Raw genomic sequence first — 24,006 nt, forward strand, 5'->3', positions numbered from 1 at the left:
TTAAAGGTCAAAGTGGACTACCAAGAAACCGTTAAAAGTAAGTGTTTTCCTTGACAGCTATTACTGAAAAATATACAATTCGAAGAGAGAAGAAATAGGATTATAGCGGATAAGAAAGCGAGAACTATATGGAATTTGAAGACTATTTTCAAGACGATGACCTCATGAGATTAGTAAGAAAAACAGTTTTAGCAGTCTTTCCCCACGCTCAAGAACGCCTTTCCTATGGTATGCCTGCTTGGTTTGATGGAAAGAGGGTTCTTCTCTATGCCCAGAATCACAAAGCACACTTGGGCCTTTATCCTCGCCCAGCATTTATTGCCTCACATCTAGAAGACTTAACTAAAACTTATAATTGCAGTAAAGGTACAATAAAAATTACTCATAATATTGGTGAAAAACAGCTTAAAGAATTAGTAAAAACGATTATACTGTGGAATTTAAAACAGGATAACTGATGTTTAATGGTCGGATTACAAAAAATAGAAAAGAGAAAAAATGTTAACAAATAAATTTAAAGAAACACTGCAATACGAAGGTTCTGTGTCCCTTACTTCTTGGGGAGCGGAAAAAACACCTCATGTTACGGGAACTTGGATTTCCTACTTGCACCTCACTTCTGACGAAAGGTTACTTGCGCCTGCTGCGGGGATGCATCATCTTGAAAAAGACATCAAAGTGAATGATACAATTTTTATGATGCTTGGTGTGAGAGAAGTGGAAGGCAAAAATGGCTATCAGGGTATAGGCTTTAGACTAACAGGAAAAGCACGCTTTATTTCTGAAGGGACAGAGTTCGAAATGATGAAAGAAAAATACCCCTTCTTGAGAGAAGTATTAGAAATTACACCTATCGAGTTAGAACAGCTTTTATAAAAAGTTCGTTAAAACTATTCTATTATTTAGGAAATTTACATCTGTGTGTTTTTTGTTATAATAGAGAAAGACAAAAAAACAAGACTAGAATTTATAATAGGTTATATATGCAGAATACAGTAAAAATATTGCAAGGGATTTCAAGAATCCTCTTACTCGTAGTTGGTTTAGCATTAATCTCAGGCTCCCTCTTTTTTACTGGGGTACATATGGCGAATAAAAATCTCACAAAAACAGAGACAACTGGAATGATTGTTCGAGGAGATGAAGCACTTAAAGAAGTCAATTATACTTTTGAAGGTGTTGAACGTCAAGTACGACCTTTAGATACTTACTTCCGAAATTTAGGTACAGTAGATTCTAAGATTAAAATATATGTTGATAATAAACATCCAGAACGTATCTTTTTAACTTATCGAGGAGATGGACTGATGCGAACTGCTGGAATAATGGCTGGTTGGGGCTTGCTCCTTCTCATTATTTTACTTGGTGAGAGACAGCTGATGAGTCGGATGAAAAAGTTAGAAGAGTTAGCAGCAGAAGAAAACACTACTATTTAGCGATGGTAGTGTTTTTACTCTCTACTTTGTTCAGTAAAAAACAAGCGCATTTCTTAGTAAAAAAATAAAGCTGTGCTACCATAGAAACATGACTATCTTACATAATAAAATTTCCAATAAAGAATTAAAAGAACGTTTAGCAGCTGAAACAGAGCCTCGTACAACGATTTCTTTTTATAAATATTTTAATATTGCGGATCCGCAACAATTTCGTGATGACTTGTATACGAAATTTGAAGCTTTAAAAGTATTTGGACGTGTTTATATCGCGAATGAAGGAATTAATGCACAAATCAGTGTGCCTACTTCAAATTTAGAAAACTTCAAAGCAACCCTTTATCAGACTGCTCCTGAGTTAGATGGACTTCGTCTCAATTATGCCATTACCGATGATGGGAAGTCTTTCTGGGTATTGCGTATGAAAGTTCGTAACAAGATTGTAGCAGATGGGATTGATGACCCAACTTTCGACCCTTCAGATGTTGGGCATTATCTCAAAGCAGATGAAGTTAATGAAATGCTTGGGAAAGAAGACACTATCTTTGTTGACATGCGTAACCATTATGAATATGAAGTAGGGCATTTTAAAAACGCTGTAGAAGTTCCCTCAGCAACTTTCCGTGAACAATTACCTATGGCTGTAGATATGCTCCAAGATGCCAAGGATAAAAACATTGTGATGTACTGCACGGGAGGTATCCGTTGTGAAAAAGCCAGTGCTTTTATGAAACATGAAGGTTTTGAAAATGTTTATCATGTTGAAGGTGGGATTATCGAATATGCACGTAAGGCCAAAGAGCAAGATTTGCCTGTCGAATTTATCGGTAAGAATTTTGTCTTTGATGAACGGATGGGAGAGCGTATCACAGACGATGTTCTCTCCACATGCCCACAATGTGGTGAAGCATGTGATATGCACACAAACTGTAAAAATAAAGCATGTCATCGCTTGTTTATCCAGTGTGCCAACTGTGCGGAACGTTTTGAAGGGTGTTGTTCACAAAGTTGTATTGAGGAGCTCAGCTTATCCGATGAAGAGATAAATGCACTTATCGTCGAACGTACAGCAGACCCAACTTTCTTTACTAAAGGAAGAAGTTAAAACCAAAAAAGAACAGTTTTCTAAGAAACTGTTCTTTTTAATTTATCAGCTAATTCTTTTTCAAAATCTAAAATATAGCCTGCACTTAAGGCAAAGTCTGCATCAGCAAAATTTAATCTTACGAGAAATTCCTTATCTTTAAAACGAATCATTAAGTTAGGGCGAACCTTCTCCGATAAGGCATCTTGTGTATGCTGCTCTCCGTAAATATACCAAAAATATTCGGCACTGTTTTTTTCTTGCAGGTCATTTTTAATCAGTGAAAGAAGGCATTCGATATTTTCAAAGAGGACAAGCTCTTTTGCATCTTTTCCTTCTTTATAAAGATTGAGCCCTTTATACCAGATATGCTGGCTCATCCCAAAGCTTTCTTCAAAAAGCTTATTCATAATCTTTCAAAACCCATTCATTAATTGCATGGGCCACACCTGATTCTGCATTAGACTTAGTAATATATTTCGCAATTTTTTTCAAGTCTTCTTTACCATTACCCATAACTACAGGATTGCCCACAGCTTCAAGCATTGAGCGGTCATTTTCTTGGTCGCCAATGGCCATCAGCTCATCCACTTCAAGGAAAAGTTTTTTAGCCAAATGGAGTACGGCATTTCCTTTACTTGCTTTTTTATTCATAAATTCCAAGTAGAAAGGTGTTGATTTAACCATGTTGTAGCGTTCAAAGAACTCAAATGGCAAGTAAGCAATGGCATCATCCAGAATTTCTGGTTCATCAATCATCATCACTTTTGCAACTTCAAGTGCAGCGATTTCTTCAGGTTGACGGAAGTAGAGGGGCATATTAACTAAAGAAGCCTCGTGGATAGTGTACTTGCCGATATCTCTGTTTGTTGTATAGATACCTTTTTTCGTAATGGCGTGCATATGTACGCCAACTTTACGTGCCGCTGCATCAATATCAAGGACATCTTCAGCTTCCAAAGTCTCCATGATGAATTCTTCACCCGTCGCACGTTGTACCAAAGCACCATTATAGGTGATGACATAGTCACTGTAGTCTGTTAACTCAAGTTCTTCAAGAATTCCATGTACGCCCATAAGCGGACGACCTGTTGTGATAACAACTTTTACCCCAGCAGCTTTTGCTTGAGTGATTGCTTGCTTAACTTCTGGTGTGATTTTACGTTCTGGATCTAGTAAAGTGCCATCAATGTCAATTGCTATAAGTTTAATCATTTTCTTTCTTCTCTTTTCTAAATTAAATATTTGTGCGAATTAAGTGCATAAATTCAGGATTATCAAGCATAACTTTTGGAAAATAAAAGCGACTGTTCCCGTGTATTGTTCCAGCAAGACTAGCCACAATGGGAGAAACTTCAGAAAGTTCGGTTAAGCCCCCATCTTTCTTCAAAATCTCAATCTGTGTCCGTGGTTTATTGGAATTTGGACGATAAAAATCATAAGGCAAATCAAAGTTACTATGTGTACCAGTGAAGTATTGAGAATCAAATCCTGCCTTATCAACCAATGCCCTGAGCTTATCCAGAAGTGAAGCATCTGAACTGAACAAATCCAGCTGTTGCTCTTGTCCCTGATTGAACTCTACTGATTTGAGCAAATGACGATTAATATACATACAGGCAAGTTCAGATAAAATCTTATCTTCGTGCGACATCCAAGCCTGAAAATAAGTATTCATGACACCATCATCTAGTGAAAGATAGTGATGTAAGTTTTGCTTGTTTTCAAAGAAAGGCACCAGGCATGGACTTGTTCGAGCAAAATATTCTTGCTCAGTTTGATATAAGATTTTTGCTCTCTTCAGTAGGTTTTGTAGGATAACTTCCATAGAGCGACTGGCAGGATGGAAATAAACTTGCATATACATTTGATAGCGACTAACAATATAATCCTCGACCGCGTGCATACCCGAAACTCTGAAGACAATTCCTTTTTTATCGGGGGCAATGACACGTAAAATTCTTGTCAAATCAAACTGCCCATAAACAGCACCAGTATAGTAAGCATCACGCAGTAGATAGTCCATACGGTCGGCATCAATCTGACTTGAAATAAGCTGTACAACTTGTGGATTAGGATAGTCGTGTGAAATGACTGATGCGACCTGTGCGGGAAAGTTTGGGCTAACACGACGCAATACCGCATTAATCTCGGTTTCTGGTGAAGTAATAATTTCACGTGTCATAGCTTCATGATCTGTTCCAAAAAGCCCTTCAAAGGTATGAGAATAAGCCCCATGCCCAACGTCATGCAATAAAGCAGCACATTGGGTGACTAAGTTTTCTTCTGGGTTCCAGATTTCGGGATAGCTTTTGGTGAACCATTCAGTGATGGTTTTAGCGATATGATAGACGCCCATACAATGAGAAAAACGACTATGCTCTGCACCATGAAAGGTATAAGAAGAAGTTCCAAGTTGTTTGATACGACGAAGCCGTTGAAATTCGGCAGTGTTAATTAAATCATAGATTGTTTGATTTTCGACATGTATATAGTCATGGACGGGGTCGCGAAAGACTTTTTCGAGATGTGCCATAAAACCTCCTTTGCATGACAAGAGTAAGTGAGTTTAAAACTAAAATTGCCAATAATTACCAACGAGCGCAGGCAATTACTTTATGACAACTCTTGCATTGCTGCAATATAATTATAACTGAAATTAGAGTAAATTGCCATTTTACTAATAGTAGAACTTGTAGTAAAATAAAAATTATGAAAATTATTATTAGGAATCGTATTGTCATTGATGGACAAGAAGAATTTATTCGAGAAACATTTGAAGGTGATGTAAAAAAATTAGGAAATAAAATTGCTTTGTACTACAAAAATGCAGAGGAAGAAAAAGTCCTTATAAAGTTTGATGAAACGGAGTTGAGCATGACACGTTATGCTGAAAAGCCAGTAGTTATGCGTTTTCACAAGGAGTTACCTACACATACGCTCTATGAAGGATTAGGGCGTTTAGAAATTTTGACAGATGGTTTACAGATGGATGAAGAATTAAAACACGTGAAGTTAAAATACCGCTTAGCTCAAAATGATATACCTATAGGTGAATATCGCATGAGAATTGATTGGAAAAAGAATTAAAAATGAAAAAAATATTTCTCCCGAAGGAGCTCTATGACCAGCTGGATTTATCAGATGAACAAGAAATTGAGGTCGTTGAAAATAATAGGAATAGTTTTACGATACGGGCTAAAACTCCTACTCGAAAAGAAGATGCTGCCCGCGTCTTCTTGATACCGACAGCTATCAGTACCTTTCTTTTCTTTATTGCCAGCCAAGTTATGAAGTTAAATCAAATTCATCTCTCGGGTACCGCTTCAATCTCTACTGGGGTTTTGGTTATTGCGAACGTGGTAGCGATGACTTCCTTTATTATTGCCTTTATCAAAAAGCGCAAAGAACTTTATCATACAATGCGACCAAGAGTTTATTGGAGAACATTTCCATCCGTTATCCTTTCTGTCTTTATTATTGTAACTTTAGCGCTGGTTGCTCTTTTTTGGTTTTTGAATCAGCTATTTTATGGCTTAAGTTTTGATGTTTTTACTTCAATGCTGATTTTTGCTATTTTCTCGGCGATTTTGAATTACTTGCTCATCTTTACTGTCGATACTTTTTCTATTCAGATGATGATTAATATGTTAATTATGGTTTCCGTCGGTGGACTTGTAGCGAGTATGGCAGCCAATAATAACCAATATTGGTGGCAAAAGAACTTTAGTCTACTCGGAACAAGTGAATCAAACACCAGCCTGCAATTTAACATGACTTTAGTAGTGTCGGCCGCCTTGATGATTGCTCTGTTTGACTATATCTTTGTTTCTATTCGTGAAAAACTAGGCCACCGAATTCGTTTCATGATCTTACAAATTTTGTTGACTTTGTGTGCAGTGTCCATTGCTTTGGTAGGGCTAATCCCTAATAATGGTACGGGTTTGGCACATGTTATGCACGATGTAGCAGCACAGCTGATAGTTCTATTTATGAGTTTATCAATTTTAGGTATACGTTGGTTTTTGCCAGATTTAGATAAAAACCTGTACCGTGTATCTTATGGGCTTGCCGCCTTGATTATCTTTGGCTATTTTTTATGGCATCCTCTGTATTACCTTAACTTAACGGCATTTGAGATTCTTTCATTTAGTTTGTCATTTGCTTGGATTATGCTTCTGATAAATACTCTTGTACGTATACTGTTCAACCCCCGTGTTGTTTATCATGCCGAAATTTTTAAAGAAGAATCAAAAGACTAAATTATATACATTAGTGAAAAATTACAGGCCTTGTTTCTGTTGTTTTTTATTTATTACTAGTTTGGAAGAAATAATTTTTTACCTTAGGAACAAGCTATGTTAGAATGAAATGTGGAGATTAAAATGAAAAAAGTAAAAGTATTTTATAATGAAAAATCTGGAAAAAATGATGGAAATGCAGTATTAAAAACAATCAAGAATTTTTTTAATAGGAAGGAAAATCAGGACACTGAAGTTGAGTTTGTTAATCCAGAAAGTCCAGAAGATGCTATTCGCTTATCCAAAAAAGCAACACAAGAGAATACAGACTTAGTCATAGCTCTTGGTGGCGATGGAACAATTAATAAAATTTGTGGCGGTGTTTTTGAAGGTGGAAGCAAGTCACTTTTAGGAATTATTCCAAACGGCACTGTCAATAATCTATCAAAATCTTTACATATCCCGCAAGATATAGAAGCAGCTCTTGAAAATATAAATCAAGGAAAAAAACAAAAATTTGATATTGCTAAAGTAAATGACAACTATATGATTTCTAGCATGACATTAGGTATATTAGCTGATATTGCCCAGAATGTTAGCAGCACAGAAAAGAAAAAATTTGGTCCCTTAGCCTATCTTAAAGATGCTTACAAGGTTATTCGCCATAATAAAACCTATCATATTTGTTTGAAATACAATGGGCAAACAAAAGAAATAAAGACAAAATTATTACTGATCACGATGACCGATACGATTGGTGGCAGACAAGCACTCTCTCCAGACGCTAAAGTTGATGATGGCCTTGTCAGAGTTTATTCACTAAAAGAAATTCACCTTTGGAAGATTTTATTTCGTTTAAATAGACTGCGTAAGGGTAAAGTAGAAAATTTCTCAGAAATAACTTACTTGGATACAGACCATCTTGAAATATCTGCTTTATCAAATAAAAAGAAAGATATTCCATACTCAAGAATTGATGGAGACAAGAGTTCTCCCCTTCCTTTAGACATTAAAGTTTATCGAAAAGCTTTGACAACACTTGTACCAGAAAAGAAGTAGAGGATTTATCGTTACATAGCACTTGAAATTATTAAATAAATCTGTTATACTGTTATAGTTGTCTTTGTGGTCTCCCATAAAGTACAACCGCACGAAGTACCGTTCAAGTAGCATTAGCTCACGGACTAAGGCGAGTCTTACAGCCGTTTTACGGCACAAAATCTAACAAGGAGGAATCACAATGTCAAACTACGCAATCATCAAAACTGGTGGTAAACAAGTCAAAGTTGAAGAAGGACAAGTTATCTATGTTGAAAAACTTAACGTAGAAGCAGGTCAAACTGTAACTTTTGACGAAGTTGTTCTTGTCGGCGGTGCTACTACTAAAGTTGGTGCTCCACTCGTTTCAGGTGCAACAGTTGTCGGTGAAGTTGAAAAACATGGTAAACAAAAGAAAGTTGTTACTTTCCAATACAAACCTAAAAAACACTCACACCGTAAACAAGGTCACCGTCAACCTTATACTAAGGTTGTTATCAAATCAATCAACGCTTAAGGCATGATTGAAGCGGTTATCAGGACAAAGCGAGATAAAATAGTTTCCTATGAAATCTCGGGACATGCTGAATCTGGCGAATATGGTCACGATGTGGTCTGTGCAGCTGTTAGCGTGTTGTCAATTACAACAGCAAATAACCTCTATGAAATGGCAAAGATTAAACCCATTGCCAATATGGAAGATGGTTATCTTTATGTTGAAATACCTTTGAGTACTCCTGAAAGACAAGGCGAATTGGCTCAAACACTACTTCAAGCATTTGTAAATGCTATGCGTGAAGTATCAAATAATTACAGCCAATACATTACACTTAAAATTGAAAATGGAGGGCAATATAATGCTTGAACTTAATCTGCAACTCTTCGCCCACAAAAAAGGTGGGGGTTCTACTTCCAATGGTCGTGACTCACAAGCTAAACGTCTTGGTGCTAAAGCATCTGACGGTGAACTTGTAAGCGGCGGTTCAATCCTTTTCCGTCAACGTGGTACACATATCCATCCAGGTACTAACGTTGGTCGTGGTGGCGATGACACTCTTTTCGCTAAAATCGAAGGACACGTTAAATTTGAAATGAAACGTGGTAAAAAACATGTTTCAGTTTACCCAGCAGTAGCTAAATAATGGTAAACCAACCTCTCTTGGGAGAGGTTTTTTTTTGCAAAAATAAAAGAAAAGACAATGTGGAAAGCCCACTCTTAATGGACAGTTTCATGTCTTTTTTTTACAAAAACACTTGAGTTTCTTGGACTAATTTTTGTGCCTCCCTAAAGTCTAGGACATTTTACTTCGCACTAAAAATATACCTTGTAGAATAGAAAACAAAAATATCTTATTATTCTAAAAAGATAGTGTTATTTTCCCTTTCTGTAAGTTAAGCGCTTTATTTATGGTATAGTTACTCTATAATTTTGAATTGAATTGAAGGAGAAAATAATGAAAATTGCCGTAGTAAAAGACTTGAAACAAGGGGAATCACGTGTCGGTATGACGCCGGAAAATGTAAAAATTTTGGTAGAAGCCGGGCATACGCTGTATGTCGAAGATAATGCAGGTTTTGGTGCTGGCTTTCCAAATGAGCAGTATATCGCAGCGGGTGCCGAGATAGTTGAACGTGAAAAAGCTTGGAAAGCAGAAATGATGGTTCGCGTAAAAGAGCCTTTAGAGGAAGAATATCAATATCTCAAAGAGGGACAAATAATCTGGGGTTTTTTACATCTACCTGCGAACAAAGCTTGTGTTGAAAAAATGATAGAAATGAATGTGACTGCTTTTTCGGCTGAAAATATCGCTGCGGATGGAATTTTTCCATTACTCAAACCCTTGAGTGCAATTGCAGGGAGACGTGCGGTCAACCTTGGGCAATATTATTTAGAAAAACAACATGGTGGGCAAGGGATTCTTCTCCCAGGTATCCCAGATAGTGGTATCGAAGCAGGACACATCGTAATATTTGGTGGTGGTACTGCCGCCGAAAATGCAGCAGATATTGCTTTGAGTATAGGGTGTTCTGTGGTTATTTTGGAGTTGAATGATAAGCGTATTCAAGAGCTGGAAAAACACTACTCAGGAAAGAATATTCAGATTATCAAGTCAACGACTGAAGCTTTGGAAGAGCATATCAAGGAAGCTGATGTCTTTATCTCGACAATTCTCATCCCAGGCGCTAAGCCTCCGAAACTTGTGAAAGAATATATGGTTAAGTCCATGAAAGCAGGATCAGTAATTGTTGATATTGCAATTGATCAGGGTGGGACAGTTGAGACGATTGAACATGCAACAAGCCACGCAGATCCTGTGTTTATAAAGCACAACGTTATTCATTATGCTGTGCCAAATATGCCAGGAGCTACACCAAGGACATCAACATTAGTAATGTCTAAAGGAAATATTGAGTACCTGAAGCTCATTGCAGATCAGGGATTAGATAAAGCTTTAGCAGGAAGTACTTCTCTTACTTCTGGAATGAGTGTTTATAAAGGACAGATAGTTTCTCGTGCTTTATCAGATTCTATAAATCTTACTTACACAGAGAAAAAATAAAGTAAAAGTCATTGGGCACAGCTCCATGACTTTTTTTATTTGGAAGGGAGGTATGAAAGCGTATAGCCTCTGAAATATGATATAATGAGACAAAGATTATAAATAAGAGAACAGGAAGGTATTTGTTTGGCTAGACATTCCGTAGAATTTAAGTTGGATAATCCAGAAGATGCAGTTTTACTTTTTGGTTCACAAGATAAAAATGCGCAGTTGATAGAATCTCAGCTCGGCGTTGATATTAACTATCGTGGTGAGATGGTTCAGATTATGGCTGACAATGAGCTCGCGCCTGAACAAGCACGCAAGGTGTTACAAGCACTTTTAGTCTTGATTTCACGTGGTTTACCCGTGCACAGTTCAGATGCGATGATTGCTGTCAAAATGATGCTGGAAGATAATATCGAAAATTTCATAACCCTGTATGAAATTGAGTTGACTAAAGATGCAGTCGGTACACCTATTCGTTTGAAAAATGTAGGTCAGAAACTTTATGTTGATAGCGTAAAACAACATGATGTAGTATTTGGGATTGGGCCTGCGGGTACAGGGAAGACTTTTCTTGCCGTTGTTATGGCCGTTCAGGCTTTACGGAATGGTCAAGTTAAACGTATTATCTTGACTCGCCCTGCCGTAGAAGCTGGTGAAAATCTAGGCTTCTTACCTGGTGACTTACAAGAAAAAGTAGATCCTTATTTACGTCCAGTTTATGATGCCTTATTTCAGATTTTAGGAAAAAGTGCAACAGAGCGAATGATGGAGAGAGGAATCATCGAAATCGCGCCCTTAGCATATATGCGTGGGCGTACTTTGGATGATGCTTTTGTCATCTTAGATGAAGCACAAAATACAACAACCATGCAAATGAAAATGTTCTTGACACGATTAGGATTTAACTCCAAGATGATTGTTAATGGCGATATTTCACAGATTGACTTACCTTCCAAGGCTAAATCAGGTTTGATTGATGCTAAAGAAAAGCTTTTGGGCATAAATAGTATTGATTTTGTTTATTTCACAGCTAAGGATGTGGTTCGTCATCCTGTGGTGGCTCAAATCATCAATGCGTACGAGAAAAAAGGGGAGTAAGATGTCTGAAGGTTACGTTCTTGATTTACGTAAAATACTCGGTTCTCGTCCACTTGTCGTTGCTTGTGCCAGCCTCATTATCTATAATGAAGATGGGATTTTACTACAAAAACGTAAAGATACCGGAAACTGGTCTTACCATGGAGGTTCTATTGAACCGGGTGAAACATCGGAAGAAGCAGCGAGCAGAGAACTTTTTGAAGAGGTAGGATTGACTGTAGAAAGCATGGATTTGTTTACAGTATGTTCTGGAGAAGAACAGCATTTTTGCTATCCTAATGGAGATGAAGTCCATGTGATTGATATTGTTTATGCGAGCAATGATTTTACAGGACAAATGATTTTGGAAGAAAGTGAAGTTCTGGATGCAAAGTGGTTTCCTTTTGATCAATTGCCAGAAAATATCATGACATCTACAAAAACGCCTCTCTTAAATTTTGCGAAGCAAATGTTAGAACAGAATAAGCATATATAAAGGAAAATAATGTATATAGAATTAGTTGATGAGACGAAGCAAGTTTCAAAAGAAATTATTGAACAAACAGAGAAGTTATTAGAATTTGCTGCGGATTATATCAAACTTGCAGATTCAAAAGAAATGTCTGTGACTTTTGTCGATAATGCACGTTCACAAGAAATTAATTTGGAATATAGAGAAAAAGATGCACCCACAGATGTTATCTCTCTGGAATATAAACCAGATGAAGCAGAGTTCTTCTTTGATGAAGATATGGACATCCCAGAAGAATTGATGGAGGAGTTAGATCCTTTTATCGGTGAACTTTTTATTTCAATTGATAAAGCTGCAGAGCAAGCAGCAGAATATGGTCATTCACTTGAACGTGAATATGGCTGGTTATCCGTTCATGGCTTCTTACATATTAATGGCTACGATCATTATACCCCAGAAGAAGAAGCAGAGATGTTCGGACTTCAAGAGGAGATTTTGACTGCGTATGGGCTCAAAAGATAATGAAAAAGATGTAAAAATTTTCAACAAAGAAGATTTTGCGGATGGAGAAGTCCCTGAGAGTTCAGAGCGAAAACGGTGGAAGAATACCAATGTTATTTCCAGTATGGAATTTGCCATCACTGGTATTTGGACAGCTTTTAAAGAAGAAAGAAACATGCGCAAACATGCTTTCTCAGCTGTTCTGGCTTTGATTTTTGGTATAGTTTTTCACATTCATGAATTTGAATGGCTCTTCCTTTTTCTTGCTATTTTTTTGGTCTTTACAGCTGAGTTATTAAATTCAGCAATTGAAAATGTAGTTGATTTGGCTGCAGATTATCAGTTTCATTTACGCGCTAAAAGATCCAAAGATATGGCTGCGGGAGCTGTCTTAGTGATATCTGGCTTTGCCTTACTTGTTGCTGTCTTTATTTTTCTGCCGAAGATTTGGAGTCTTTTATTTTAGACTAGCGACAGAGGGAAAAACTTTTGATTTCTTGGACACCCGCACTTTTTAGAATGGCTATAGCCTGCTGTATGGTGTTACCCGTTGTATAGATATCATCCACAAGTAAAACCTTTTTAGGGATTTTTACCTTCGCTTTTATCGTGAAGGTATTTTTATTTTTTAATCTTTCAGCTCTAGACAAACTACTTTGAGCTGCTGTATCTTTTTTTACTAAAAGGTTTGTGTAGTTAAGATGCTCTAGAAAGCCAAGAACCTGATTAAATCCTCTTTCGTGATAACGCTCTGTACTTACAGGTATGGGAACGAGAGTATAGTTTTTTTCTGCCTTGAAATAATGACTAAATGCTTTACGTAAGCGATAATCACCCATAAATTTATAAAGGCTAAAATATTCCTCCATAGCGGGATTATAAGTGAACACTGCGCGATGGTTGACACTCAAACCTTTTCTTTCCCATCGAAGACAATCTGAACAAACCCCATTTATTTCGGCTTTATAACACCGTTCACAGTGTGGTGCGTTTATAAGCTGGAATTTAGAATCACATAAAGTACAAAGGGTAGGCAAAGAGGGAGCTAAAAGAAAAAGCTGATGAAAATAAGGGACGGGAGAAAAATCAGAATGACAAAGCAAACATTTCATATAAATCCTCCAATTTGATTCATTTTCTTTATATTTCTGTAGGCCTCTACCATCCTTTTTGTTTTTCCCTGATGAAAAAAATAGACTTTACCTTCTGGCCTATCTGTACTACGACCTACACGTCCAGCAATTTGAATTAAACTTGAACTTGTGAAATTATGGTGATGACTATGAAAAACAAAAACATCGACTTTCGGAAAAGTTACACCACGTTCGAGTATTGTCGTTGAAATGAGAATAGAAATTTCTCCTTTTCGAAATTTTTCTACACTATCAAGTCGATCGATGCTTGTAGAAGCCACAAAAGCAATAGCTTCCTTAGGGAAAGCTTTTTTTAAAATTTGAAGAAGTTCCTCCCCTTGTTTTATTTTGGGGACAAATATGAGAAGGGGAAAAGCTGTAGCTCTCTGCTCTTTAAGCTTAAAGTAAAACTTACTTTGCCAAATAAATTGAGGCAGTACAAGGGGGAAACCGTGAAAACGGCGTGCCAGTTGCAATTTTTTTATCTGTCCACACTTAACTTGTTTTTCTAACTCATTTGTAGGTGTCGCTGTGAGGTAAACTAATCGAGAAGTATCTGTTCGCGCTTTGTTAAGAGCAAAAGTAAGCATTTTGTTATCCGTAAAAGGAAAAGCATCAACTTCGTCCAAAATAAGCAATTCAAAGGCAGCATGAAAACGCAAAAGCTGATGTGTAGTCGCAATAACAAGTGGTGTGCGTGTATAGGCCTCACCTTGACCATGCAAAAGGGCGATAGGACAAGAAAAGTCTCGACTTAAGCGACGGTGAAGTTCTAGACAAACATCGATTCGAGGACTCGTAAGTCCAACAGCCTTTCCTTTTTTTAAAGCTTCATTGATTATTGGGTATATCATTTCGGTCTTTCCAGCACCTGTCACAGCTTGGACGAGAATATTTTTATGAGTGTGACTGAACTGGATCAAACGTTCAGATATATCTTTTTGTAGTGTAGTCAAGTTACCTTGCCACCTGAGGTAAGAAGCACCTTCAAAATCTTGTTGAGGGAGGTGGTAAAGCTTCTCGTCTGAGCGAACACGACCCATTTGGATACAATGCGGGCAATAATGATACCCTATAGGGAGCCTAATTAACTTTTCTTCGCTAACTTGACCACAGCGATTGCATCTCATTTTGCTTTTGGTTATTTTATTCATACTCTCAAAAACGATAGCTTGACTAGGAACAGTTTTTAAATCTTTTTTTAGGAGGAGTCTCCCATATAATTCATCCATACTATTAGGACGAAAAGCATCCTTTAGTTTCACTATGGGAAAGTTAAATAAAATTATGTGAATATAGAGGTTAGTGCAAAAGACTTTTATCTTAGTATAGCCAGTCCTGCGAATTAATGAGATTTTATCAAATATGTTATAATGTAACTTGTTCAAATATCGAGAAGCTAATGGTTATTTTCCATTAAGAAGTAAAGTGAGAAAATCGAAGAGAATTGGATAATACTTATGACGATTACTATAAAAACAGATTTTACTGCGGAAGAAGAAATCAAAAAGTCGCGCTTCATTTGCCATTTGAAGCGCGTTTATACTGAAGAAGAGGCGAGAGCTTTTATTACAAGTATAAAAAAGGAGCACTACAAAGCCAATCATAATTGTTCAGCTTTTACCTTAGGTGATCGCCAAGAAATTCAACGTTCCAGTGATGATGGGGAACCATCTGGAACGGCCGGTGTACCTATGCTAGAAATTTTGAAAAAAAGAGAAATTACAAATGTTTGTGCAGTAGTCACACGGTATTTTGGTGGGATTAAACTGGGTGCAGGAGGTTTAATCCGTGCTTATGCGGGCAGTGTAGGTCACGCACTAGATCAGGTAGGTTTGGTTCGATTTGTCACTCAGGAAGAATTAATATTGACCTTGGATTATGGTAATTTTGATAGCTTGCAGCGTTTCTTAGTTAATCAAGGATTGGTTATTTCTGAAAGTGAATTTTTAGCAGATGTCACGGTTAAATTATTTGTAGACTTAGACAAAGTTGAGCAGTTACTTGCGGATTTAGTAGAACAGTTTAGTGGAAAAATTTCTGCAAGTAAAGGAGAAAAGCAACTTGTCGAAGTTGCTATTTAGAAAAAGGAATTTATGAAGATTTTTAGAAGCTCATTTATTGTGAGTATTATTGCGCTGATTGTAGCTTATGTATATGCAGGTTGGGATGGTCTGATGATTACAGCTATCCTTGCTGTCTTAGAAATTTCACTTTCCATGGATAACGCTATTGTCAATGCACGTATTTTGGAACGTATGAGTCATGCTTGGCGTAAAATATTTCTTACAGTAGGGATAATAATTGCTGTTGTTGGTATGCGGTTGGTATTTCCTCTTTTGATTGTAGGTGTGTCTGCGCAGTTAGATCCAATCAGTGCTATGCGCTTGGCCTTAGAAAAGGGAGACCCATCAATTCCTGGGACCTATGGTTATATATTACATCATGCACATCCATCGATAGCTGCATTTGGCGGTATGTTTCTATTAATGCTTGCTTTGGCCTTTTTCTTTGATCAGAGAGCCCATACCTGGTTGAAACTACCAGAAAAAGTTCTGCAGCAAGTTGGACATTTCCCCGCAGCTAATGCCATTATTTCAATGATAATTCTTCTTTTAACAGCAGAATTTATAGCAGAGGACGCACATACGGTTCTTTTTTCAGGTGTTCTAGGAATCATTACTTATATGCTGGTGAGTGGTTTTGGCGACATGATGACAGAACATATGCCTGAGAGTGCTGCTGGTGAAACGACATATGCCGTGGGTCGGGCTGCCTTTTCACTCTTTATTTATCTCGAAGTTATTGATGCCTCCTTTAGTTTTGATGGTGTTATTGGTGCATTTGCTATCACTTCCGATCCTATCATCATTTTATTGGGGTTGGGTGTGATCGGAGCAATGTTTGTTCGTTCTCTTACGCTTTATTTAGTTGAAAAGGGAACGCTCAATGAGCTGGTATACTTAGAACATGGCGCGCACTGGGCGATATTGACTCTTGCAATTCTCATTTTGGCGAGTATCCACTGGGAGATTGGGGAGGCCGTTACTGGGCTGCTTGGCGGCTTGATTATCATCCTCTCTTTTGTTTCAAGTGTCATTTATAGCCGGACACACTGAGTTTCTGAATAAAAAAATCGTAGTTAAATAAAACAGCGTGAAGATAAGCTCTTTCGCTTTTTTATTTATAATTATCTTTTTAATTATTCAAAAAAATTTTGGTTGAGTCTTAATTACAGTATTCTCTTGACATTTTTACCAAAAAGAACTACAATCTTATAGTAAAGAAAGCGACTCGGGATAGTGCAAGCCGAGAACAAAAATGGCCCCATAAATCATTACAATACGAATGAAGTAAAAAATAAAGGTGGAACCGTGCATAGCACCCTTTGTCTTAGGACAGGTGTATTGTACGGTTTTTATATTATTTTTAAGGAGTAGACATTATGATGAATCCAGCAGAAATATTGGCTGCAACTATTCACCATGGACAAGAAAAGGTCAAAAGACCGCTGTTGGAAAAAGCCGTACTTGGTTTTATCGGAGGGGCTTTAATCTCTATGGGTTATCTGCTTTATATCCGTGTGATTTCGAGTGTGGTAGATGATTTAGGAAGTTTAGCGAGCTTTATTGGCGCAGCAGTTTTTCCGATTGGTTTGATTGTTATTTTAATGGGTGGTGGTGAGCTGATTACCTCAAATATGACTGCTGTATCAGTATCTTTTTTTGCTAAAAAAGTAAAGTTTTCAGATTTACTTAAAAACTGGATTGTCATCACTATTTTCAATCTTCTTGGGGCCTTCTTTGTTGCTTTCTTTTTTGCTCACATTGTAGGACTGACCAGCTCAGGCGTCTACCGTGAGGAACTTTTTACCATTGCAGACTCAAAAATTAATGCAACCTGGATTCAGTCTTTAGTCTCTGGCATTGGGTGTAACTGGTTTGTTGGACTCGCTATGTGGCTCTCTTATGGGGCAAAAGACACCGCTGGGAAATTAATGGTAATCTGGTTCCCTACAATGGCCTTTGTAGCTATTGGCTTTCAGCACAGCGTGGCAAATGCTTTTGCTATTCCCGCAGCAATTTTTGAAGGTGGAGCGACTTGGATGGAATTCATCCGTAACTTTAGCCTCGTTTATTCAGGAAATATTATTGGCGGAGCAATTTTTGTTGCCGGTTTCTATTTCTTAGGATATAAGCGTCAAATGAATGAACATAATAAAGGAGAATTAAATGTCAAATAATAAATTATCATTTCAAGATATGATTCTGACCCTGCAAGCATTTTGGTCGAAGCAGGGAGCAAACTTGATGCAAGCCTACGATAATGAAGTAGGTGCAGGAACAATGAGTCCTTATACTTTCTTGCGTTCAAATGGTCCAGAACCTTGGGCAGCAGCCTATGTTCAACCTTCACGTCGTCCAGCAGATGGACGTTACGGAGAAAATCCTAACCGTCTTTTCCAACATCACCAGTTTCAAGTGGTTATGAAGCCATCACCAAAAAATATTCAAGAACTTTATCTGGAAAGCTTGGCAGCTCTTGGAATTGATGCCTTAGAACATGATATTCGCTTTGTAGAAGACAACTGGGAAAATCCTTCAATGGGTTGCGCAGGTATCGGTTGGGAAGTTTGGATTGATGGTCAAGAATGTACGCAATTTACATATTTCCAACAAGTTGGTGGTATTGAGGTTGACTCTGTAACGTCAGAAATTACTTATGGTTTAGAACGCCTGGCTACTGCTATTCAAGAAGTCGACAGCGTTTATGATCTTGAATGGGGTAACGGCGTACTTTATGGAGACATCTTTACTGAGCCAGAATATGAACATTCAAAATTTGCTTTTGAAGAATCTGATCAAGATATGCTTTTAGATCTTTTTAATAAGTATGAAGCAGAAGCACTAAAATTGTTGGATCTTGGCTTGGTCCACCCCGCTTATGACTTTATTTTGAAGAGCTCACATACATTTAACCTATTGGATGCGCGTGGTGCTGTTTCCGTAACAGAGCGTGCAGGTTATTTGCACCGTGTGCGTACAATGGCACGTAAAGTTGCGAAAACATTTATTGAAGAACGTGCTAAGCTTGGCTTCCCACTCTTAAAAGATGAAGTCTTGCGTGACAAATACTTGGGCGAAAAAGGAAAATACACAAAAATTCTGGCACAAATGGCAGAAGAACAGGAGGCAAAATAATGGCAAATTACTTACTAGAAATTGGCTTGGAGGAAATGCCAGCTCATTTGGTCACACCTGCAGTCAATCAATTGGCAGAACGTCTTTCAGACTTTTTGAATGAAAACCGTTTAGATTTTGAGGCTATCCGTAAATATTCTACTCCTCGTCGTTTGGCAGTCGTTGTGGAAGGGCTTGCCGAAAATTCAGAAGCTATGGATGAAGAAGTTAAAGGCCCATCAGCTAAAATTGCGAAAGATGCTGAAGGAAACTGGTCGAAGGCTATCCAAGGTTTCTCACGTGGTCAAGGCTTGACACCAGATGATTTAGTGCTTAAGGGTGATTATTATTTTGCCAATAAACATATTGCGGGAGTTGCTGCAAAAGAAATTTTGGCGAAAGTTGGTGACGAAGTCATCAGTAAAATGCAATTCAAAACCTATATGAAATGGGGCAATAATAGTTTCCTCTTTGTCCGTCCCATCCAATGGATGATTTCTTTACTGGATTCAGAAGTTGTGCCATTTACAATCCTTGATGTTACTGCTAGCAATGTCACACGTGGTCATCGCTTCTTGTCAAATACGGAAATTACAATTGCAGAAGCTGCTGATTATGCACATGTTTTAACAGATAATTTTGTGATGGTCGATGCTGCAGCACGTAAGGCTGAAATCAGCAAACAAATTAAAGAAATTGCCACAGATAATAATTGGTCTGTTGAGCTCACGGATGAAAAACATGTGGAGCTTCTAGAAGAAGTTAATAATCTAGTTGAATATCCAACAGCTTTTGTAGGAAGTTTTGACGAAAAATATCTGACTGTTCCTGAAGAAGTTCTGGTTACATCAATGCGTGATAACCAACGTTATTTTGAAGTTTATACCACTGAAGGCAAACTTGCCCCTCACTTTATTTCAGTCCGGAATGGTAATGCTGAAGGTATGAAAAATGTTATCTTAGGTAACGAAAAAGTTCTCGTTGCGCGCTTAGAAGATGCAGAGTTCTTCTGGAAAGAAGATCAAAAATTAGAAATTGCATCTCTCGTTAAGAAACTTGAAAATGTAACCTTCCATGCAAAGATTGGTTCAATCACAGAACACATGGCTCGTACAAAAGCTATTGCTGCACATTTAGCCGATATTGCACAACTAACAGAATCAGAAAAGAATGATGTTGCACGTGCAGCTGACATTTACAAATTTGACCTTTTGACAGGTATGGTTGGCGAGTTTGATGAATTGCAGGGTGTGATGGGTGAGAAGTATGCACTTTTAGCAGGTGAAAATACAAATGTTGCGGCTGCAGTCCGTGAACATTATATGCCTACCTCAGCTGAAGGTGCATTGCCTGAGACAGCTGTTGGTAGTGTCTTAGCAGCTGCTGATAAAATTGATAGTATTCTCTCTTTCTTTAGTGCAGGTCTGATTCCTTCAGGTTCAAACGACCCTTACGCACTTCGTCGGGCGGCTCAAGGTTTGACACGTATTATTGAAAAATTTGACTGGCACTTTGATTTCTCTGATTTCATTGCTGCACTTGATTATGAAAATAAAGAACAAGTTATTGATTTCCTTAAAGGTCGTGTGCAAAAACTTCTTTTGGACAAGAAAATTCGTCATGATATTGTGGAAGCTACAATTGCGACAAATACAATGGATATTGCCAACATGATGACTGTTGCCCCAATGCTAAATAGCCACAAAGATGAAGAAGAATTTAAGCCAGCCATAGAAAATATTTCACGTGTGATAAACTTGGCTAAAAAAGTCGAAAAGTCTGGTACGGTTGATTCAGAACTTTTTGAAAATGATGCTGAACAAACACTGTATAAAGTTACAGAAACAATAAAAAATCAGTGGACTGATTTGTCAGCATCTGAGAAATATGATATTCTGGTTAATGAAGGTGTACCCGCTATTAGTACTTTCTTTGAAAATGTCATGGTTATGGCTGAAGATGAAAGAGTGCGTAATAACCGTTTGGCTATCTTGTTTGACTTATCTTCACTCACAGCAACAATGGCTGACTTTAGTTTAATTAATACAAAATAAGGAGGAAAATAATGGCAATCACAAATGAACAAGTTGAACGTATCAATGAATTGGCACGTAAACATAAAGCTGAAGGATTAACCGAAGCAGAAACAGAAGAACGTGCGGAACTCCGTCGTATCTATCTCGACAGTGTACGTGAAAACCTCCGTGGTCAAGTTGAATCCGTTAAATTGGTTGATGAAGAAGGAAAAGACATCACACCAGAAAAACTGAAAGAGATTCAACGCGCCAAAGGAATGCGCGATTAAGCATGCGCGGGCGATAAGCTCGGCATGTTTTTTAAGTAGGAGGTTTTTAGTGAAAAATATGAAAATAGGGGTATCACGTTGGGCTCTGCTCTATGCGGTTTTAGCACTTGGGATTGGTGCAGTGGTCGGCGCCGTAGATGCTCTATTTGGACGTGGCCTGATATATATTACAGAGATACGGGACTTACATCCTTTGTATTTCCTCCCTTTTTTAGCCCTCGCAGGGCTTTTGATTGTTTATCTTTATCAGCACTATGGCAAAGATAGCCAAAAGGGGATGGGTCTCATCTTCGAAGCAGGGAACAAAGGGCGAAAAGATATTCCGAAACGCTTAGTGCCCTTGATTATTTTTTCAACATGGCTATCCCATTTATTTGGAGCAAGTGTTGGTCGAGAAGGAGTAGCGGTCCAAATCGGTGCTACAATCGGACATACCGTAGGAGGCAAGCTTTCCTCTAAGGAAGCACAAAAGATACTTTTAATTACCGGTATGGCTGCTGGGTTTGCAGGTTTATTTCAAACGCCTATAGCTGCAACTTTCTTTGCTATTGAGATATTAATGGTAGGAAAGATAGAGTATATCGCTCTTTTCCCAGCATTGGTTGCTTCTTATGTAGCGAGTGCGACTTCCCATGCTTTAGGTTTAGAAAAATTTTCCTTTGCAGTTAATACAAATCTCAATATAAATTCCCTCATTATTGTGAAACTCTTAGTGGTTGCGGTGTGTTTTGGTTTAGTAGGGCGTGTGTTCGCGCAAGGACTAGCTTTTATGAAAACTTATATGGCTGAGAAACTCAGCAATCCTTATCGCAGAATTTTGATTATGGGGGTCATACTGAGTTTAGGTTTGATTTTCATTCATTTGGATCGTTATGCGGGCTTAGGGACTAATCTAATTTCGATGAGCTTTAACGGTCAACATATTAATGCTTATGACTGGCTCTTGAAGTTACTCTTTACAATTTTAAGTATTTCAGCTGGTTTTCAAGGTGGGGAAGTCACACCGCTTTTTGCTATTGGTGCAAGTCTGGGAGCAACATTGGCATTGCTTTTAGGCTTACCTGTAGGACTTATCGCTGCAGCAGGCTATGTTTCGGTCTTTTCTTCCGCAACTAACAGCTACTTTGCTTCGATATTTATTGCAGCCGAGGTTTTTGGCTTTGGTTCGGTACAATATATTTTACCGGTGGTAACTATTGCTTACCTTCTTAATGGAAATGCTTCTATCTATGCTCAAGGTAAACTGAATTTAGAGATTTAAAAAAGGGATAAGGCTTTTAGTCTTATCCTTTTTATTGTAAATTTTTGCCCATGGTCTGAGCAATTTCGAACTACAAAATTTAGTGAAGTGATAGAATATAGTTAGATATTAATATCATTTATTAAAGGAATTGAGTATAAACATAGATTGGAGCAGCTGTGAACATTGAAGCTTTACTTGAGAAAAAAGAGCAAATACAGGTCGAGATTCTTCGTCAGTTGGTTCTAAAGAATAAAAAAATTACTGTCCACGAGTTGAGTGACTGGGTGAATTTGTCGCGTCCATCAGTCGAAAGTTATTTAGATGAAATTTCATTTCTAGGGCGAATGATGGGTAGGCCAATGGAGATTTTGCGCCAAGATAATAAGATTATTCTTGAAATGAAGGATAATCAAAGCTTGGATGAAATCATCAGCTTTCTGATTCACGACAGTATAAAATACCGCCTGCTTATTCTTCTTTTAAATCAGAAAAACTACATGATTATTGATTTAGCTGAGGAACTACTTATCAGTGAATCGACATTGTTTCGTAAAATCAAAGAGTTAAACAAACTCTTAGCCGAGTTTGAGCTCCAAGTTAAAAACAATAAGCTGGTGGGCGAAGAAAGCCAAATCCGTTATTTTTACTATTTTTTATTCGAATCAATAAATCCAAAATTTCGACCAGAAATGCTTCAAGTTACAAAATTACAAGTTGAGTTTGTCACTCAGTTGGAAGAAACCTTGAAAGTGGACTTTTCAAAAAGCAGTCAGGATAAGATTTATCGTTGGTTGGCAATCACTGAAAAAAGAAGAACAATCAATGATATACACGTCAAAAACTCCTTGAAAACAAAGAAAATTTATCAAGACGATCATCTCTATCAATTATTGGACTCGATTTTTTATCAAAAAATCTATGATGAGCAAAGCAATGATAGGTGCGAGACAATCTTTTTTTACAGTTTCCTGCTTTCCTTTTTTATTTTAGATAAGGAAAGTTATTATCGTTTTGATATATTTAGAAGTAAGAAAATACCGACTGCCTTGCTTAATATTTCTCTCCGAGAGCGGATGCTGAGCTACTACCGCCCACATCGTCTGGGATTTGAAGAAGAAAAAATGATTAACTATCAGCTGTCACAAGTCAATAATAAATTTTCTTTTTTCCAAGGAAGTCTCTTTACGAGTAGTCAAGAAGCTTTGATGGAGCAGAAACAAAACTTAGTAGATAAAAGTTTCCAAGCACTGCTTGACAACTTAAAAAAGATTGCTTTGAGCTATATTCCCAAAGAACAGGATCTACCAGAACTCCTCTTTGGCTATAGCAATGCTCTCATGTTGTTAGAACTTTTATCTGCCCAAAAACTTATAGTAGCTTATGATTTATCAGAGACACCGGCCTATCAGATTCCATTAGAACAATTTCTAAAAGTTCGTCTCCGGGGCGTCGAAAAAATAAAACTGGAACATTATCATGAAGGGCAAAGCTACGATTTACTTATTTCCAGTAAAAGAAATGATAGTCGCCAATTTGTCTATATACTTTCTGAGTTTTCCGGTGATTATGATATTGAAAAACTCGTTGGACGAATCGAATCACTCAAAAAAGAAAAATTTCAAACCAGAGCTATTCTCACTTGAACAACTCTAGTATATATATTTTTTTGAGCCCCATCCCTACCAATATTGGAATTAACTGATAGTGGGAAGGGATTTTTTTATTACAGAAGTGTAAGAAGAAGTATGGT

Annotated in this window: 28 protein-coding genes and 1 other annotated feature; of the genes, 23 read left to right on the forward strand and 5 right to left on the reverse strand. The window is 37.6% G+C overall.

The genetic code is table 11. The features are described 5' to 3' along the window. The first annotated feature begins 128 nt into the window (after nucleotides 1-128). The 4 genes from I6G50_RS02590 (at nucleotide 129) to I6G50_RS02605 (ending at nucleotide 2,538) form a co-directional block, all read left to right on the forward strand. Entirely contained in the window at nucleotides 129-458 is a 330-nt protein-coding gene (locus tag I6G50_RS02590) for an iron chaperone (RefSeq protein ID WP_197909071.1), read from the forward strand. Nucleotides 459-498: 40 nt separating this feature from the next. Beyond that, complete coding sequence (locus I6G50_RS02595; RefSeq protein WP_003136322.1) at nucleotides 499-876, forward strand: pyridoxamine 5'-phosphate oxidase family protein; 378 nt, start codon at nucleotides 499-501, stop codon at nucleotides 874-876. 107 nt (nucleotides 877-983) lie between these two features. Continuing rightward, nucleotides 984-1,436, forward strand: a complete 453-nt coding sequence (locus tag I6G50_RS02600; protein WP_003136324.1) for a hypothetical protein — start codon at nucleotides 984-986, stop codon at nucleotides 1,434-1,436. A gap of 88 nt (nucleotides 1,437-1,524) precedes the next feature. Beyond that, nucleotides 1,525-2,538: a rhodanese-related sulfurtransferase gene (locus I6G50_RS02605; RefSeq protein WP_003136326.1), complete on the forward strand. Its 1,014-nt coding sequence runs from the start codon at nucleotides 1,525-1,527 to the stop codon at nucleotides 2,536-2,538. A gap of 20 nt (nucleotides 2,539-2,558) precedes the next feature. On the opposite strand, the gene I6G50_RS02610 is transcribed toward I6G50_RS02605, so the two are convergent. From I6G50_RS02610 to I6G50_RS02620, 3 genes are read right to left on the reverse strand one after another with little or no spacing between them, the layout of a single operon-like run. After that, nucleotides 2,559-2,927 (reverse strand): hypothetical protein, encoded by a 369-nt coding sequence (locus I6G50_RS02610; RefSeq protein WP_197909072.1) that lies wholly within the window; start codon nucleotides 2,925-2,927, stop codon nucleotides 2,559-2,561. Further along, on the reverse strand, nucleotides 2,920-3,732 hold the full coding sequence (gene yidA / locus I6G50_RS02615; protein ID WP_003136329.1) for a sugar-phosphatase: 813 nt from the start codon (nucleotides 3,730-3,732) through the stop codon (nucleotides 2,920-2,922). Before yidA ends, I6G50_RS02610 begins: the two co-directional genes overlap by 8 nt. A 22-nt stretch (nucleotides 3,733-3,754) precedes the next feature. Next, nucleotides 3,755-5,053, reverse strand: a complete 1,299-nt coding sequence (locus I6G50_RS02620; RefSeq protein WP_003136330.1) for an HD domain-containing protein — start codon at nucleotides 5,051-5,053, stop codon at nucleotides 3,755-3,757. A gap of 176 nt (nucleotides 5,054-5,229) precedes the next feature. On the opposite strand from I6G50_RS02620, the gene I6G50_RS02625 reads away from it, so the two are divergent. The 11 genes from I6G50_RS02625 to I6G50_RS02675 all read left to right on the forward strand — a co-directional run bounded on the left by I6G50_RS02625 (nucleotide 5,230) and on the right by I6G50_RS02675 (nucleotide 12,861). Beyond that, nucleotides 5,230-5,607: a DUF1934 domain-containing protein gene (locus I6G50_RS02625; RefSeq protein ID WP_081167605.1), complete on the forward strand. Its 378-nt coding sequence runs from the start codon at nucleotides 5,230-5,232 to the stop codon at nucleotides 5,605-5,607. A gap of 2 nt (nucleotides 5,608-5,609) precedes the next feature. Continuing rightward, on the forward strand, nucleotides 5,610-6,779 hold the full coding sequence (locus I6G50_RS02630) for a DUF998 domain-containing protein (RefSeq protein WP_197909073.1): 1,170 nt from the start codon (nucleotides 5,610-5,612) through the stop codon (nucleotides 6,777-6,779). A gap of 123 nt (nucleotides 6,780-6,902) precedes the next feature. Continuing rightward, on the forward strand, nucleotides 6,903-7,817 hold the full coding sequence (locus I6G50_RS02635; protein ID WP_197909074.1) for a diacylglycerol/lipid kinase family protein: 915 nt from the start codon (nucleotides 6,903-6,905) through the stop codon (nucleotides 7,815-7,817). A gap of 75 nt (nucleotides 7,818-7,892) precedes the next feature. Further along, nucleotides 7,893-7,965: a sequence feature (ribosomal protein L21 leader region), on the forward strand. Between the two features lie 33 nt (nucleotides 7,966-7,998). Next, entirely contained in the window at nucleotides 7,999-8,313 is a 315-nt protein-coding gene (gene rplU, locus I6G50_RS02640; RefSeq protein ID WP_003136338.1) for a 50S ribosomal protein L21, read from the forward strand. Between the two features lie 3 nt (nucleotides 8,314-8,316). Then, the gene (locus I6G50_RS02645) at nucleotides 8,317-8,661 is read left to right on the forward strand and encodes a ribosomal-processing cysteine protease Prp (protein WP_003136339.1); all 345 of its coding nucleotides are present in this window, start codon (nucleotides 8,317-8,319) and stop codon (nucleotides 8,659-8,661) included. After that, entirely contained in the window at nucleotides 8,654-8,938 is a 285-nt protein-coding gene (gene rpmA / locus I6G50_RS02650) for a 50S ribosomal protein L27 (RefSeq protein ID WP_003136340.1), read from the forward strand. The genes I6G50_RS02645 and rpmA overlap by 8 nt, the downstream gene beginning before the upstream one ends. A gap of 312 nt (nucleotides 8,939-9,250) precedes the next feature. Further along, a complete protein-coding gene (locus I6G50_RS02655) occupies nucleotides 9,251-10,357 on the forward strand; it encodes an alanine dehydrogenase (protein ID WP_197909075.1) in 1,107 nt (368 codons plus the stop codon). A gap of 126 nt (nucleotides 10,358-10,483) precedes the next feature. Continuing rightward, complete coding sequence (locus I6G50_RS02660) at nucleotides 10,484-11,443, forward strand: PhoH family protein (RefSeq protein ID WP_081167613.1); 960 nt, start codon at nucleotides 10,484-10,486, stop codon at nucleotides 11,441-11,443. 1 nt (nucleotide 11,444) lies between these two features. Beyond that, the gene (locus I6G50_RS02665; protein ID WP_003136348.1) at nucleotides 11,445-11,918 is read left to right on the forward strand and encodes an NUDIX hydrolase; all 474 of its coding nucleotides are present in this window, start codon (nucleotides 11,445-11,447) and stop codon (nucleotides 11,916-11,918) included. A 9-nt stretch (nucleotides 11,919-11,927) separates the two neighbouring features. Continuing rightward, nucleotides 11,928-12,416: an rRNA maturation RNase YbeY gene (gene ybeY / locus I6G50_RS02670; RefSeq protein ID WP_003136350.1), complete on the forward strand. Its 489-nt coding sequence runs from the start codon at nucleotides 11,928-11,930 to the stop codon at nucleotides 12,414-12,416. Next, nucleotides 12,400-12,861 (forward strand): diacylglycerol kinase family protein, encoded by a 462-nt coding sequence (locus I6G50_RS02675; protein ID WP_269668695.1) that lies wholly within the window; start codon nucleotides 12,400-12,402, stop codon nucleotides 12,859-12,861. Before ybeY ends, I6G50_RS02675 begins: the two co-directional genes overlap by 17 nt. Nucleotide 12,862: 1 nt before the next feature. On the opposite strand, the gene I6G50_RS02680 is transcribed toward I6G50_RS02675, so the two are convergent. Next, nucleotides 12,863-13,507, reverse strand: a complete 645-nt coding sequence (locus I6G50_RS02680) for a ComF family protein (protein WP_197909076.1) — start codon at nucleotides 13,505-13,507, stop codon at nucleotides 12,863-12,865. Next, nucleotides 13,504-14,760, reverse strand: a complete 1,257-nt coding sequence (locus I6G50_RS02685; protein ID WP_197909403.1) for a DEAD/DEAH box helicase — start codon at nucleotides 14,758-14,760, stop codon at nucleotides 13,504-13,506. Before I6G50_RS02685 ends, I6G50_RS02680 begins: the two co-directional genes overlap by 4 nt. Before the next feature lie 228 nt (nucleotides 14,761-14,988). On the opposite strand from I6G50_RS02685, the gene I6G50_RS02690 reads away from it, so the two are divergent. The 8 genes from I6G50_RS02690 to I6G50_RS02725 all read left to right on the forward strand — a co-directional run bounded on the left by I6G50_RS02690 (nucleotide 14,989) and on the right by I6G50_RS02725 (nucleotide 23,899). After that, nucleotides 14,989-15,612: a YigZ family protein gene (locus tag I6G50_RS02690; RefSeq protein WP_197909077.1), complete on the forward strand. Its 624-nt coding sequence runs from the start codon at nucleotides 14,989-14,991 to the stop codon at nucleotides 15,610-15,612. A gap of 12 nt (nucleotides 15,613-15,624) precedes the next feature. Continuing rightward, nucleotides 15,625-16,647, forward strand: coding sequence for a DUF475 domain-containing protein (locus I6G50_RS02695; protein ID WP_003136363.1), 1,023 nt, complete (start codon nucleotides 15,625-15,627; stop codon nucleotides 16,645-16,647). A 326-nt stretch (nucleotides 16,648-16,973) separates the two neighbouring features. Further along, nucleotides 16,974-17,771: a formate/nitrite transporter family protein gene (locus tag I6G50_RS02700; protein WP_003136365.1), complete on the forward strand. Its 798-nt coding sequence runs from the start codon at nucleotides 16,974-16,976 to the stop codon at nucleotides 17,769-17,771. Beyond that, complete coding sequence (gene glyQ / locus I6G50_RS02705; protein ID WP_003136366.1) at nucleotides 17,761-18,729, forward strand: glycine--tRNA ligase subunit alpha; 969 nt, start codon at nucleotides 17,761-17,763, stop codon at nucleotides 18,727-18,729. The genes I6G50_RS02700 and glyQ overlap by 11 nt, the downstream gene beginning before the upstream one ends. Beyond that, complete coding sequence (glyS, locus tag I6G50_RS02710; protein WP_197909078.1) at nucleotides 18,729-20,762, forward strand: glycine--tRNA ligase subunit beta; 2,034 nt, start codon at nucleotides 18,729-18,731, stop codon at nucleotides 20,760-20,762. The genes glyQ and glyS overlap by 1 nt, the downstream gene beginning before the upstream one ends. Nucleotides 20,763-20,773: 11 nt before the next feature. Beyond that, on the forward strand, nucleotides 20,774-21,013 hold the full coding sequence (locus I6G50_RS02715; RefSeq protein WP_003136368.1) for a DUF896 domain-containing protein: 240 nt from the start codon (nucleotides 20,774-20,776) through the stop codon (nucleotides 21,011-21,013). 49 nt (nucleotides 21,014-21,062) lie between these two features. Then, nucleotides 21,063-22,274, forward strand: a complete 1,212-nt coding sequence (locus tag I6G50_RS02720; RefSeq protein ID WP_003136369.1) for a chloride channel protein — start codon at nucleotides 21,063-21,065, stop codon at nucleotides 22,272-22,274. A 158-nt stretch (nucleotides 22,275-22,432) separates the two neighbouring features. Continuing rightward, nucleotides 22,433-23,899 (forward strand): helix-turn-helix domain-containing protein, encoded by a 1,467-nt coding sequence (locus I6G50_RS02725; protein WP_197909079.1) that lies wholly within the window; start codon nucleotides 22,433-22,435, stop codon nucleotides 23,897-23,899. The last annotated feature ends 107 nt before the right edge of the window (nucleotides 23,900-24,006 follow it).

Source organism: Lactococcus garvieae (genome assembly GCF_016027715.1).
Classification (GTDB): Bacteria; Bacillota; Bacilli; order Lactobacillales; family Streptococcaceae; genus Lactococcus; species Lactococcus garvieae_A.

Excerpts from the sequence above, each read along its gene's own strand:
- I6G50_RS02630 (WP_197909073.1), top strand. The coding sequence starts at position 5,610 with ATGAAAAAAATATTTCTCCCGAAGGAGCTCTATGACCAGCTGGATTTA.
- ybeY (WP_003136350.1), top strand. The coding sequence starts at position 11,928 with ATGTATATAGAATTAGTTGATGAGACGAAGCAAGTTTCAAAAGAAATT.
- I6G50_RS02675 (WP_269668695.1), top strand. The coding sequence starts at position 12,400 with ATGGGCTCAAAAGATAATGAAAAAGATGTAAAAATTTTCAACAAAGAA.
- I6G50_RS02695 (WP_003136363.1), top strand. The coding sequence starts at position 15,625 with ATGAAGATTTTTAGAAGCTCATTTATTGTGAGTATTATTGCGCTGATT.
- glyQ (WP_003136366.1), top strand. The coding sequence starts at position 17,761 with ATGTCAAATAATAAATTATCATTTCAAGATATGATTCTGACCCTGCAA.
- I6G50_RS02685 (WP_197909403.1), bottom strand. The coding sequence starts at position 14,760 with ATGGATGAATTATATGGGAGACTCCTCCTAAAAAAAGATTTAAAAACT.
- I6G50_RS02680 (WP_197909076.1), bottom strand. The coding sequence starts at position 13,507 with ATGAAATGTTTGCTTTGTCATTCTGATTTTTCTCCCGTCCCTTATTTT.
- I6G50_RS02595 (WP_003136322.1), top strand. The coding sequence starts at position 499 with ATGTTAACAAATAAATTTAAAGAAACACTGCAATACGAAGGTTCTGTG.
- yidA (WP_003136329.1), bottom strand. The coding sequence starts at position 3,732 with ATGATTAAACTTATAGCAATTGACATTGATGGCACTTTACTAGATCCA.
- I6G50_RS02600 (WP_003136324.1), top strand. The coding sequence starts at position 984 with ATGCAGAATACAGTAAAAATATTGCAAGGGATTTCAAGAATCCTCTTA.
- I6G50_RS02655 (WP_197909075.1), top strand. The coding sequence starts at position 9,251 with ATGAAAATTGCCGTAGTAAAAGACTTGAAACAAGGGGAATCACGTGTC.
- I6G50_RS02605 (WP_003136326.1), top strand. The coding sequence starts at position 1,525 with ATGACTATCTTACATAATAAAATTTCCAATAAAGAATTAAAAGAACGT.
- I6G50_RS02590 (WP_197909071.1), top strand. The coding sequence starts at position 129 with ATGGAATTTGAAGACTATTTTCAAGACGATGACCTCATGAGATTAGTA.
- I6G50_RS02620 (WP_003136330.1), bottom strand. The coding sequence starts at position 5,053 with ATGGCACATCTCGAAAAAGTCTTTCGCGACCCCGTCCATGACTATATA.
- I6G50_RS02690 (WP_197909077.1), top strand. The coding sequence starts at position 14,989 with ATGACGATTACTATAAAAACAGATTTTACTGCGGAAGAAGAAATCAAA.
- I6G50_RS02665 (WP_003136348.1), top strand. The coding sequence starts at position 11,445 with ATGTCTGAAGGTTACGTTCTTGATTTACGTAAAATACTCGGTTCTCGT.
- rpmA (WP_003136340.1), top strand. The coding sequence starts at position 8,654 with ATGCTTGAACTTAATCTGCAACTCTTCGCCCACAAAAAAGGTGGGGGT.
- I6G50_RS02635 (WP_197909074.1), top strand. The coding sequence starts at position 6,903 with ATGAAAAAAGTAAAAGTATTTTATAATGAAAAATCTGGAAAAAATGAT.
- I6G50_RS02715 (WP_003136368.1), top strand. The coding sequence starts at position 20,774 with ATGGCAATCACAAATGAACAAGTTGAACGTATCAATGAATTGGCACGT.
- I6G50_RS02625 (WP_081167605.1), top strand. The coding sequence starts at position 5,230 with ATGAAAATTATTATTAGGAATCGTATTGTCATTGATGGACAAGAAGAA.
- rplU (WP_003136338.1), top strand. The coding sequence starts at position 7,999 with ATGTCAAACTACGCAATCATCAAAACTGGTGGTAAACAAGTCAAAGTT.
- I6G50_RS02610 (WP_197909072.1), bottom strand. The coding sequence starts at position 2,927 with ATGAATAAGCTTTTTGAAGAAAGCTTTGGGATGAGCCAGCATATCTGG.
- glyS (WP_197909078.1), top strand. The coding sequence starts at position 18,729 with ATGGCAAATTACTTACTAGAAATTGGCTTGGAGGAAATGCCAGCTCAT.
- I6G50_RS02645 (WP_003136339.1), top strand. The coding sequence starts at position 8,317 with ATGATTGAAGCGGTTATCAGGACAAAGCGAGATAAAATAGTTTCCTAT.
- I6G50_RS02700 (WP_003136365.1), top strand. The coding sequence starts at position 16,974 with ATGATGAATCCAGCAGAAATATTGGCTGCAACTATTCACCATGGACAA.